Annotated in this window: 9 protein-coding genes; 1 reads left to right on the plus strand and 8 read right to left on the minus strand. The window is 42.6% G+C overall.

Annotation, left to right across the window (positions count from 1 at the left end):
* Positions 1-106: 106 nt before the first annotated feature.
* The 3 genes from JFC10_RS04180 to epmB form a co-directional block, all read right to left on the minus strand.
* Positions 107-2194: an EAL domain-containing protein gene (locus JFC10_RS04180; RefSeq protein WP_198331800.1), complete on the minus strand. Its 2088-nt coding sequence runs from the start codon at positions 2192-2194 to the stop codon at positions 107-109.
* Positions 2195-2555: 361 nt separating this feature from the next.
* Positions 2556-4334 carry a hypothetical protein gene (locus JFC10_RS04185; protein WP_198331802.1) on the minus strand — a complete coding sequence of 593 codons (1779 nt, stop codon included), beginning with the start codon at positions 4332-4334 and terminating at the stop codon, positions 2556-2558.
* A gap of 220 nt (positions 4335-4554) precedes the next feature.
* Positions 4555-5562, minus strand: coding sequence for an EF-P beta-lysylation protein EpmB (epmB, locus tag JFC10_RS04190; RefSeq protein ID WP_193012365.1), 1008 nt, complete (start codon positions 5560-5562; stop codon positions 4555-4557).
* Between the two features lie 167 nt (positions 5563-5729).
* Here epmB and efp point away from each other — a divergent pair, with 167 nt between their 5' ends.
* The gene (efp, locus tag JFC10_RS04195; RefSeq protein WP_193012364.1) at positions 5730-6305 is read left to right on the plus strand and encodes an elongation factor P; all 576 of its coding nucleotides are present in this window, start codon (positions 5730-5732) and stop codon (positions 6303-6305) included.
* Positions 6306-6584: 279 nt separating this feature from the next.
* Here the strand turns inward: efp and JFC10_RS04200 are convergent, their stop codons facing one another.
* From JFC10_RS04200 to gspD, 5 genes are all read right to left on the minus strand, one after another.
* Entirely contained in the window at positions 6585-8423 is a 1839-nt protein-coding gene (locus JFC10_RS04200; protein ID WP_198331804.1) for a GAF domain-containing hybrid sensor histidine kinase/response regulator, read from the minus strand.
* A 9-nt stretch (positions 8424-8432) separates the two neighbouring features.
* Complete coding sequence (locus JFC10_RS04205) at positions 8433-9281, minus strand: tRNA threonylcarbamoyladenosine dehydratase (RefSeq protein ID WP_226914530.1); 849 nt, start codon at positions 9279-9281, stop codon at positions 8433-8435.
* A 168-nt stretch (positions 9282-9449) separates the two neighbouring features.
* Positions 9450-10436, minus strand: a complete 987-nt coding sequence (locus tag JFC10_RS04210) for a TatD family hydrolase (protein ID WP_198331811.1) — start codon at positions 10434-10436, stop codon at positions 9450-9452.
* 214 nt (positions 10437-10650) lie between these two features.
* Complete coding sequence (locus JFC10_RS04215; RefSeq protein ID WP_198331812.1) at positions 10651-10839, minus strand: hypothetical protein; 189 nt, start codon at positions 10837-10839, stop codon at positions 10651-10653.
* Between the two features lie 238 nt (positions 10840-11077).
* Positions 11078-13327 carry a type II secretion system secretin GspD gene (gene gspD / locus JFC10_RS04220; protein WP_198331813.1) on the minus strand — a complete coding sequence of 750 codons (2250 nt, stop codon included), beginning with the start codon at positions 13325-13327 and terminating at the stop codon, positions 11078-11080.

Raw genomic sequence — 13327 nt, forward strand, 5'->3', positions numbered from 1 at the left:
TGTTGTAATGTATGACCATAAAGAATTTATGAAATATTCAGCCGTGTAGAATATTCTATAAATAAGCACTGTTGATAGTTGCATATCAAACGCACTCTAAATGTCTTTAGGTCGCAACCTTTATCGTACTGCTGGGTTCTTCTAAATAATAGCCTTGTAAATAGCGCACGCCCACGCTCCAAGCAACGGACATGGTCGCCGCATCTTCAATATAAGGCATCAATACGTCCACATTGACTTCATTAGTACGCATAATAAGTGATTTGACAGTTTCTAAATTGTCTGCCGAATCAATACCATCCACATAGCTACGTGCTAAACGCACCATATCTGGCTGCACAAAACTTACAATCTCTATGGATTTGGCAGAAGAGCCGAAGTTATTGATACCCATCTGACAGCTGACTTGATGAAGGGCGGCAAACTGAGTTTTCGCCACTGTGAGATGGTCTGCGACGTCCTTTTCGTTGAACTGCAAGGTTAGCACACCAGCTGCACCGCCCACCGCTTTTATAAGCTGACTGGCGACGCTAGGCAGTTTTTTGTCTATCAATGAGGCACTAGTCAATTGCACTAGCAATCTGGCTTCAGGATGTGTTTTACGTACCTCATTGACTTTTTTACAGGCATTGATGAGCACCCAACGATCTATTTTTTCGAGCAATTTATGCGTCTTGGCGACTGCCATAAATTGATCAGGTGTCAATATCGTGTTGTCCGCATCCGCCAATGGTAACTGCAGATATACTTCAAAAAAGTCGCTTCGGTCATTGTTAATATCATATATTGGCTGGAACGATAACTCAAAACGGCTATTGGCAATGGCATCGATTAAAGACTCAGCAAGTGCATGATCATCACTATTGGCATGCTCGCTTGGGTCATATAAATGATAGGTGCCGCCATGATTAGAGGTTTCTATCATAATCTGATTAATGGCATCTATCGCGCGTTCAAGCAGTATACTTGGCTCTGCGGTATTGGTCTCGATTTTGACAATACCAATACTGACAGTAGTGCTAGTCGTACGCTTATCTACTTCAATGAGCATATCACCGATACGTGAAACAATATGCTCAGCCAGTTTTTCAAGCTCTGTGGTGGTCTTATCCTCGACCAGTATGGTAAAGGCGGTATCACTAAAACGACTCACATGTCCGTCTGATATCAGCTCATCTAATGCATAGGCGACTTGCTTGACGGTCGCATCTACCCCTTGCAAACCTAGACTGCTTCTTATTTTACCAACATTATCGAGTTGAATATACAAAAGCCCAGCCGTTAGTACACCTTGACGTGCTTGCTGGTACACGATTGCCATTTGTTCTTCAAAGCCACGGCGATTATTGATTCCTGTCAGGTTGTCTTTGCATTCAGCGGCTGCCAAACGCTTAGCGACTTCCGCACTATTATTATGGTTTTGTTGGATAATAACCTGCGTCACCGGCTCGCCATCCAAGGTCGCGGCTGCCAATTGTAGCTTTGCTTCAAAAGTACTGCCATCCATCCGCTTACTTTCAAAATTGAATTCGACTTCTTGGCGGCTACCTTTATCAAATTGACGTAAGAACTGTTTGAAACCCTTAACGTTATCACCGCCTGCAATTAGGTCAACGACAGGCACGCCTATAGCATCATTCATCGACTCAAAACCAAAAAGCTGAAGATAAGGATCATTGGCAAAAATATGGATACCCTGATCAATATAGGCGACGGCACTTTTAGAGTTTTTAATCAAGACGTTGGCGCGTTGTTCTGCTTCAGAGAGTACATGTCGCAACGTTTTAAGCTCACGGCGGCTGCGTAAATTATCATGCTGTAGGCAAATAGACATCACTACTGCCATCTCTTGATCTACTTTGAGCGATTTGACCATCGTGCCGCTAATAATATCAGGTAGCCCCTCATCATTATTGGCGGATGCTGCCATCTCTTCATTGAATAGGCAGATCATAGGCAGATCAATACTTTGTTCTTGAACGATGCCCACTACATCGGTAAAACTCATATCATAAGCATTGCCAAACACCAAGACATCCCATGGTTGTCGAAGTGACTTTAATAGCTCTTCTTTATCGTCCAAAAACCCTAAATTGATGGTGTCATAATAGCAACCTAGTAAGTGCACAAGGCGCTCAGCGTAGAGCTGATCGTCATCAATGACTAGTAGGTTTAAGACGGACTGAGTACGCATAAGAAGCCTTTTGAATCTTGTGATCTTATTTTTGTGTTTTAGTTTTGATACCCTACACCTTTTCTAAGCATTAACCTAGCAAGGAAAATACTATCAGGAATAGGCTTAGCAATTTTTATTAGATTGGCATCATTTTCCGAATCAAGGTGACATCTTGGTAAACCAGAAGCATTGTCTAAACGAGAGTAATAAGATCCATCATTATAGACAATAATATGACTGGTTGCAGACTAACTTATCATCATTATTCGGTACAGTTATTCACTGTCATTATTGAACAAAAAAAATTGATGAAGTAACATTTAAGCCAGTATTTATTGACGTTACTATCTGGCGACTTTTTTATAACCACTCAAATAAACTACAGCTGTACCACTTCATACTGGCTGAATTCATCCGTAATCAGCAATCTCTGTCCCAAACGCAAAGGGGTTTGTTTGCTATTAATACGCATAATCACTCTATCATCGGTCTGAAAGTAAGAAGTCGGGACAATCAGAGTACCAGTGGTTTGTAGCCGCTCATTTCTACCAAGGATAAATGCTGGCACAAAATGGCGACTGCGCGTTTCTCCACCTTCTAAACGCAATCCACAAGCCACTAGCTGATGTCCGAGCACTTGCCACTCGATCTCTGGATTTTTGCTATCATAATTAAGCCAGCGCGCCACGCCCATCGACCAATCAGGCGGCGAGATTGTATCAGATCGACAGACTAAAAAGAGGCTCATCATCTGTAATGCTGGCGGTGCAGTCGTCGCAGAATCATTATTATCAGCCACTACGTTAAGATTATCTTTATCAACGCTATCTTTATCAACAATCTCTGTATGAAAGCTGTCTTCATTTAAAGCATCTATTTTCGGTGATAATCGCAAGGTACGAAATAGTGACAAATCATCATTACTATCAAAGGTTTCGCTGGTTAATACGTGGCTGCTGTCTTGTTTTTTATTCACAGTATCATAACGAGGCCGCTGCTCATCTGGTAGCTCTTTCATCGCGATCAAACTGGTAAAGCTATGTGAATGGCTAACCCGATAATGAATATTATTAAAGCCCGTAATCAACACAGCGTCTTCTTTCGCACTATGTTTAGTCGCTAATGTGAGTGGCGGCTGTAGATAGCGGTAATTGAGCGTCATCGCTATCTTATTAAGCAAGTGACTTTCAACCCCTTCACCCCCTTCCTTGACTAAGGCCTGTTTGCGTAATTTAAGATACTCAACCAGCGGGGCAATTTCTATAAATAAACAGTGATAGCGATCGTCGTATGGGTTGATCGTAGAGCTAGCCGTCAGATAAGTTGGTGGATTGTCACTTTGTAAATCAACGAAAACGCGTGTCTCGGTGATTGGCTCAACCGTTGCAACAATATGCTTAGCCCATTCCGGTAACAAACGTTGGACCAGTAGAATATTGGGACGACGCATGGCACGTACATTTAATAAACTGTATAAACAAATTTGGCAGTACAGCTGATGGACCGTCTTGGCACGCTGTGCGCCTGCCGTCACACTCACATTAATCTCAGCCGCATGGTACTGATAGGCAAGATAATACAGCTGATTGATTTTGCACCATAAATAAGATGATGGTTTTTGATAGCACAGTGCTTCTTCACCCAATAGCTTTTGGTACATCAGCAGCGTCTGGTAAATGGCGCTGGCGAGTGTCGTCGATGAAGACTTATCACCATTAAAATAACGCTGCCAGCCATTGCTTGCAGCGTATTTTCGCTGATTATTTAGTAATGAGGTTTTATGGCGTATCACTCTGTCATAAACCATAATCATTGAATAATATAGCGACTTTATTTGAGCCACATAACCCATTTGAATGTCGCTAAGCGGCCCTGTCTCATAAATATAATACTGTCGCAAAGTGGCAATTAACTGATCTGAGGCGTCTATCACCGTCGCCATGAGTGTCAGGCGTTGCGACTCATCTATATTAGCCACACGTAATACTTTGAGTATTTTTGCTAGTTGTTCAGCTTGCTGTGCTTGCGTTTTCGAGGGTAACGTTGCTAACAGTTGTAACAAATATTCTTCTTGACCATTAGCGGATCGCTTAGAGGCTAGTGGCAATGACTCTTCTGTAGAGGATAGGTGCTCTTGAAACGTCGATAAAGTTATCATCAGTATTCCTAGTAACCTTGAGTAACTTGACAGAGGACAAATATTCAACCATGCCGTCTATAACCACACAAGATAAAAGATACAAAGAAGCAGCAATCATCAGAATCGACAGCACCTGTTTTTAGTAATGATTAAGGTATACAGCGCCATATAACTGCATGCCCATCTTCTAAAAACTACTCTTTGTTCACTAATTTTTCAATATACCATAGTGCCTATATTAATGATCATTGTAAATATCAATCGGTACTTTGAAAGGTTTATTTGGTAGCTCTCTCACCAGCTTGGGCACCAAGTAACCGGGGAGTGCCGCTAACAGTGACCAATACAGCTCAATCGATAACCGCTCATCATTATCAAAATGTGCGGCACCAGCAACTTTGTCTAATACATGCAGATAATAAGGCAATACGCCACAAGAGAACAAACGCTGACTTAATTGTGTTTGAACAGCAACGCTATCATTGATCCCTTTCAATAAAACTGCTTGATTTAACAAAGTTATCCCAGCCGCTCGAGCACGTTGCAGATACTCTGCTGTTAAGGCATCGATTTCATTGGCATGATTACAGTGGATTACCATCACAATATGACAGCGACTTTGAGACAGTCTGGTCAATAACGCATTGTCCAAACGTGCTGGTATGACCAGTGGCAAGCGCGTATGTAATCGAATAGTGGTCAATTGTGGAATAGACTCTAAAGTATCTAACCAAGCAAACAACCGCCTATTTGTCACATTCAGTGGATCACCGCCACTCAAAATCACCTCATTAATCTCAGGGTGTGCGGTAATGTAATCAATGATATTTTCTTTGGCATCAGCCGTCGGCATATTGGCACTATAGTCAAAATGCTGACGAAAACAGTAGCGGCAATGAATGGCACAAGCACCTGTAACGGTCAATAATACTCTAGATTGGTACTTATGCAGCATACCCTTGACTGGGTTTTGCGTATTCTCGCTCAAGGGATCCGCCACATAGCCTGTTACTTTGATCTGCTCGCGTTGATCAGGCAATACTTGCTTTAGCAAGGGATCATTACTATCGCCGACACTCATTTTTGCCACAAAACCACGCGGCACGCGCAGCTCAAAATGCTTAGGTACATAAACCTCTGCACGCAATGATTCGAGCTTTAAAATGCTTAACAGCTCATCAATAGACGTAATGGCCTCGGATAATTGCGTTTGCCAGTTTTTTTGTGTGATTAAATGGTTTATCATGACAACCTAATACCTGTGCCCAAAAGTCGATATTATACGCTCTTAGTGCGTAGCCTATCAAAGCATACGACCTATCCTTTAAACACTTAGCGTAATAAGCGATTTTAACGCAGCAAGCTATTCATTCCCTTATCTACCACCATATTTACAATCCCTAGGAGTCTCTTGTGGCAAGTTTTTCTACTAATGAATTTAAAGCTGGTCTAAAAGTCATGCTCGATGGCAACCCTTGTGCCATTCTTGAAAACGAGTTTGTCAAACCAGGTAAAGGCCAAGCCTTTAACCGTGTCAAATTGCGCAATCTTCGTAGTGGTAAAGTATTGGAACAAACCTTTAAGTCAGGCGATAGCTTAGAAGCTGCTGATGTAATGGACACTGAAATGAACTATCTATATAACGATGGTGAGTTTTGGCATTTCATGCACCCTGAAAGTTTTGAGCAGATTCAAGCGGACAAAACAGCGATGGGTGATTCAATAAAGTGGCTAAAAGAAAACAGCAATGCACTATGTACCATCACTTTATTCAACGGTACTCCTCTTTCAGTAACACCGCCTAACTTTGTTGAGTTGCAAATCACCGAAACAGATCCCGGTGTGCGTGGTGATACTTCAGGTGGTGGCGGCAAACCTGCCAAGCTAGAGACAGGTGCTGTTGTCCGTGTGCCATTGTTTGTACAACAAGACGAAGTCGTGCGTGTTGATACTCGCACGGGTGACTATCAAACTCGCGTTAGCCAGTAGCATGTAAACGTCATAGCGCTCGATATAATAGGACTTAACAGCTAGCCTCTAGCTGTTATTTCATAAAAAAGCTGAACCACGGATAAAGCGGTTCAGCTTTTTTTGTGTTTATAAATATTGTCTCTATAGTTGATTTGATTGAAAAATATTCCAAAACGACCGAGTAAAAGTCTATATGGCGTATTTCAAGCAAGGTTCACGCTGTTATTTTTTATAGTGGATGTACTATTGATGAAAGCGATGATAGATAAACTTCTATCAATGTCTTCTGCCAAACCCCTACTCTTCTGCTGATGAATGTTTCTGTATCAGCCAATATTGCACCAATGCATTCAACTGCTCTTGTTTAAAAGGCTTGGTACAATAATCTTGCATCCCAACTTTTAAATACTTTTCGCGCTCACCATCCATTGCATTGGCAGTCAAAGCGATAATAGGTGGCAATGATTGAGGATCGTAGAGTTCATGCAATTTAATCGTGGCCTGTACGCCATCTAAAATAGGCATGTGATGATCCATTAAAATGACATCATAGCGCTCAGGTGAGAGTGCAAAAATCTCAATGGCTTGCTGTCCATCAGTGACATGCGTGACCGTATGACCACTATTATTCAAGGCTTTTTTAGCGATAATGGCATTGACGGTATCGTCTTCAACCAACAATATATGACCGGCACGCTCATGGGTCGGCTCAATCATAGTAAAGTCGTTTGAATTTTGCCACATCTCATATTGGTTTTCATCAATAGTCGTTAGAGGCAAGAAAACACTAAAAGTAGTTCCGACACCCACTTCACTATCCACATCGATATAACCACCCATCAAATTAACCAAAGACTTACAAACAGAGAGTCCAAGACCAGTGCCACCATAAAGACGGTGTGTGAATTTGTTTGCTTGGTCATATGCATCAAATATTGCATCTAATGACTCAGCTTTAATACCAACACCCGTATCTGTGACTTCGAGGCATATAGTCATGACGTCATGATAGATTGCATTATTGATAGCTTCTTGAGCCGTTATTTTATTCAGATCGCTTTCTGAAATACCTTGAGCGCGATATCTATTAATGCTGTCGTTGTCATCGTCAAAATCATCACAATGACAATTGGGTACATGCTTGACCTCAAGACTGACTCGCCCGCCTTCACGAGTGAATTTAATCGCATTATTGACGAGGTTCGCTAAAATTTGTTTGAGGCGTACAGGATCGCCTTGTACATAAGGCGATAACGACTCGGTATAATGATAATCTAAAATGAGCCCACGCTGACGTGCTTTGATAGCAAAGAGGCTGACCACCTCATTACATAATGCGGATAAGTTAACAGGAATAGAATCAATGGTCATTTTTCCAGACTCTACTTTCGATAAGTCTAAAATCCCGTTAATAATCGCCATCAAATGCTCATTGGAAACTTTGATATTGTCCACGTATTCTTGTTGTTCACTGCTAAGTTTGGTTTCACCAAGCATCTCGACCATACCAATAATACCATTCATCGGTGTACGGATTTCATGACTCATATTAGCCAAAAAGTCTGACTTCATCTCATTGGCATGTTTGGCATCACGCTGCTTGTCCTGTAGCTGCAAGGCATCTGCCGCCATCATCGCAAATTGCGCCAATACTTTTGCTTGCTGCTCATTAAAGTCATGATTGGGCTTCATATCCATCACACACAGCGAGCCCAAACGATAGCTTTTATTATCCTCATGCAAGATAATTGGCGCACCAGCATAAAACCGTAGATAAGGCGATTCTGTCACTAATAAGTTTTGGCTAAAACGACTGTCTTCGATCAAGTCCGCCACCACAAAGACCTCGTTAGAGAGTACGGTATAATTACAAATAGCCACTTCACGCGTCGTTCGACAAACACCGCCCAGTCCTTGAACAGACTTTAGATACTGTGTTTCTTCATCCATGAAAGTAATGGCCACGACTGGTACATCAAAAAACAGCTTAGCCAGATCTATCAGACGCTGAAATGCAGGCTCATCATTATCGTTGAGCACATTATACTTCCTAAGCTTATTGATGCGTTCTGCTTCATCTACTGCTACTGGATAGCTGTGTTTAGGTGCGTTAAATATAGACAAGATAGACTCCATTAAATAAGATCAGACGCTTGGCTTAAGACCCGCCTGTTTTATTAATAATTGTAATGCTTCACTCACCATAATCATCGCAACCACCGATGTGACCACTACTGCTGAGCCGTAACCACCACACTGCAAACCGCCCGCCTGACAACTTTTATCTACACGCGGTGGCTCTGTAGAGTAGACACATTTGATACCGAACTTCTCTTTTAATGTACTATTAATGCCTTTTTCGTGGCGCAGCTTATTGCGTAATTTGGCAAGCAAAGGATCTTGATAGCTGTCACGCAAATCGCTCACCCGAATCTGACTAGGGTCTATCTTACCACCTGCCCCGCCTGCACAGACCAGTTTTAGTTTATTAAAACGACAATGTAGCGCGATAGCAAGCTTGGCATTCATATCATCTACGCAGTCCAAAATCACCATAGGTTTGCCTTGGGCAATAGCGGCTTTTGCTTCATCGCGACTTGGCAATAAAGTGGCGACGTTTTCTACGGTTAAAAAATCATCGATCAAATTTAGCGTTACTTTGGGATTTATCTCACGAATACGGGTAGCCATCGCTGCAATTTTACTCTGACCAAAGGTGCTATCTAGTGCAGGCAACTGCCGATTGACATTGGAGGCCACCAGTACGTCCAAATCAATCAAGGTAATGGTACCCACTGCCGTTCTCGCCAAAGCTTCAGCTGCCCAAGAACCAACGCCTCCTACTCCGATAACGTATACATGCGCATCAGCAAAAGTAGTGACAGCTGTCGTACCATAAAGAGTGCGCGTACCTTGAAAACGGCGCTCATATTGTACACTTTCTTCGCTCAGCTCTGCTTTTGTAAAGTCTTCGGTGCCAACTGACTCTGTCATTGTTTGCTCAAATGGTTGTGTTTCATTCATAACAGATTAAATGCTCTTTTAAATTATTTTGATGGCTCTTATATTACTTCAATTTCTTTATTCACGGCTATTTCATTCACTATCATATCAATGGCTAGCAATACAATAAACCATAATTAACCAAGATGTACGACTCTACTATAACGGATAAACCCATTTTGTTTGCAAAGCACAGCAACTGTTGTGCCACAATTGCTTAGCAAGACTGGTGGGTGATACATTGAGCAATTCACTTAAGCTTAGCAACACCCATGGCAGATTGGCCGGTACATTTCTATTATGTACCGGCGCATTACCCCTTTCCTGGTCTGAACTTTGAGTTGGCACTGATGAATTATGGTCTGATATTTGACACATAATAGGCGTCATATCAGGGCAATCTGTTTCTATCACCAAACATTCAACCCCATAGCTATCAACCGCTGCTTGAATAGCGCGGCGCAGTTTCTTAGCATTGGGATTAGTGATTTGACCGGTAACCCCAAGCTTAAAGCCTAATTTAACAAATGCTTTGGCTTCTTGCTTACCACCGCTAAAGCTATGGGCAATACCACCAAGCTTGTGCGCATCGTAATCATGCGCTTTTAGTATGGCTAATGCTTCTGCATGTGCTTTACGAATATGTAGCATCACTGGTAGCTGATGGGTCACCGCCATGTCCAATTGCGACTTAAAAAATCGTACTTGCTTAGCAAATATGTCAGGCGTTTTCATTGCCTCAGTAAAGGTATCTAAGCCAATCTCACCGATTGCTAATGGGCGTTGATCAGCAATCCTTTTTGCCATAGCCGTTAAATGGTTGTCAGTATGCTGTGTAATATAAAAAGGATGCAAACCAACCGCAACATGGCTACTAAAATGTGACACCTTTTGTCGATCGATATTAACTGTCGTAGGTAATGACAGCTTATTTAACAAGCGCTCAGTCTCATACATCCGCTCGAAATGCTGATATAGATAACCCACTAATACGATATGGCGTATACCTTGCTTATGGGCCTGCTGCGCCAGTATTTCTCTATCATCATCAAATATCGGGGCATCAAAATGAGTATGCGTGTCAATGAGAGGATAAATAGTAGGTAATGGCTGTTTGGTCATCTTAGATGAATCTATAGGGGTCATTGATAGACTCCAAAATTAATGTTTTTAAGCGGGGTATTCCGTGGTTTGTCATTTTTATAAATAATCATATTAACGATTACTTTAGTGTGGCTACCTTTTTCGTATAGCTACTTTATTTGAGGTGGTTTAGACAATTAAAAAATCCAGTTAATAAAAGAGCCTTTAAAAAGCAAAAAGACCTTCAATTATTCAAAGCACTTTTATTGAACATGCCCTATTCTTTATTGATATCGTCACTACTTACAACGGTGTGTTCAGTCTTGATATCATGACTATCTTTTACATTTTTCTTATCTAACGGTTTGGTATCAGCTTTTCTACTGCTGCGCCGAGGAATCACCAATAAGGCGGTAGCAGCCACTGCCAACAAAAACCACTTTTTAATATTTGTATGATTCGTCACTGCTTTCGCCTCTACATTTATATCATCATCTGCGATATTTATCAGCAAGTGTTCACATTTACTACTGATTATTCATTAGTATACTGCGATATAAAAACTGCTATGTTTATCTGTGTTATGAATACGCAAACTAATGTACGGTGCGACGCTTATTTATTACACCGTACTTCTATATGCTATAAGAATAGAAGGTGAGCACTTTATTAATGCGTCATTGATAAAGCGCTTTTTTGAGTTCTTAACGATTTAAAGGATAAGTTGTCATACCATTATTGGGACTGTCTACTTTGGTGAAACCTTGAGACTCAGACTTTGCTGCCTGATCGCGCTTAGGAATAAGGGGATTGAGCGGCATCAATTCATAATCTGCGCTAACGTTGCCATTCCAACCTTCCGTACCACTCAATGGCAGTTGTTTAATGGTACCGTTTTTATCAATGACCAGTTGCAGAACGCGCATTTGGTTGAATTTACGCTCGGTGACGCTGGCGACTGCCCCGCCATCACGTAGGATAGTGGGCTGTAAAAATATGATTAGGTTGCTTTTTTGGGTGCTGTCATTATCAGAGCGAAATAGCCTACCAATCACTGGGACATTTCCTAGACCTGGGACTTTTTGTTGACGTGTGGTGCTGTTGTCACGCATCAAGCCACCAAGAGCAATGGTCTGCTGATCATCGGCTAGAATCGTCGTATTGATGAGGCTTTTATTGGTGATCAAACCACTGGCGTTACCCGTACTGCCTGGTACCACCGATGAGACTTCTTGCGAGACCTCCAAGCGTACGGTGCCATTGTCACCAATGTGAGGAATGACATTTAGGTTGATACCAATGTCCTGACGATCAATGGTTTGAAAGGGGTTGCTAGAATCGTTGCCACTGGTGGTAAAGGAGCCTGTAACAAAAGGCACGTTTTGACCCACTAAAATGCTGGCTTTTTCGTTGTCCAACGTCAAAATTGATGGCATAGACAGCAGATTGGCACTGGTAGAAGAATCAAGCGCTTGCAAGATAGCTCCATAAAACTGGGTGTTTCCCTGACTGTCTTTACTACTATTACCAATGCCAATCAAAGCACCAGCTATCGAGCCTGCTGCGGCACTGATACTGGCGGCACCGCCACCTGACAATGCCGCCGCGGCAAGTGATGCAGCACTCGCGCCTACGTTATTGAAGTTGACGACTCCGTAGCCGCTATTGGCATTGCCGAGCGCCCATTGCACACCTAGCTGGGTAGCATCATCACCTGATACTTCTACAATAGCCGCTTGAATCAATACTTGCGCGCGGCGATTATCCAACTGATTGACCGCATCTTCAATCTCAAACATCAGCTCAGGTGCCGCATTGACGATAACGGCATTTTGGGTTTCATCAGCGATAATACTAAAAGGTCGACCGCCAACACCTGTACTACTCGAATTGGTACCAGAAGTCGCTGAGGTCGTCGCGTTGTTATTAGTATTAGTACTACCACCAGACTCATTAGTCAAGGTAGCGCCCGTGCTACTAGACTCGTTCAATGATGCCGACTCTAATGAGGACGTTGCTCCAGAGCTATTAATAGATTGATTGGCGAGCAATCCACGTAGCATGTCTGCAATATGACCCGCACTGGCGTATTTTAATCGAAAAACACGCAGACCACTCAAACGCCTTGTAGGCGTGGTGTCCAATTGATTGACCATCTCTTTGACTTTAGCAATCATCTCCGGACTGCCTTTCACCAACAATCTATCGCTAGAGGTGTCAGCAATGACTTTAAGCTGGTTGTTACCACCTGGTGCTTGCCCGCTACCAGCGCTTGCAACCAAGGCGCTAATCAACTCCATCATACGTTCAGCATCGACGTGACGTAGTGGTATCACTTGCAAACTGTCATTGACGTTGCTATCTAAATCACGGATAAGTGACGTCAGCTGATTAAGGCTATCTGCACGATCGGACAATACCAAGGCGTTGACACCAGGCACAGCGGCAGCATGAGCCGACTGGGGCATGAGCGGACGGATGACACCCAATACTTCTGCGGCTTGGGTATTGGTCAAATAAATAACACGAGTAGCTAACGCTTCACCAACACTGTCACCGCGTAAATCAACGGCTACGCCAGATTGTTTGGCGACATTATCTGGCACCAGTTTAATGGTCGTTCCCGAGTCAATCGCGGCAATACCATTGACTTGCATCACACTCAAAAACAGCTGATAGATTTCGTCACGGGACAAGGCTTTGTTGGAAATTACCGTCACATTGCCATTGATACGCGGATCAAGGACAAAGTTTTGGTCAGTGATGGTTGCCACTTCATTAATAAAGGCTTTGATATCGGCATCTTGTAAGTTGACTTTCCAGCTCTCAGCACTCGCGAAACCCGTACTGGCAGCCCATAATGGTACGGCTAGGCAAAGAGGACGACACAGTCGCATCAGACGCTGTAAAACATGGTACAGAGGCGTGACTGAAAAATTATAAAAACTTACCAT

It is taken from the genome of Psychrobacter aquimaris, from assembly GCF_016107525.1.
GTDB classification, from domain to species: Bacteria; Pseudomonadota; Gammaproteobacteria; order Pseudomonadales; family Moraxellaceae; genus Psychrobacter; species Psychrobacter aquimaris.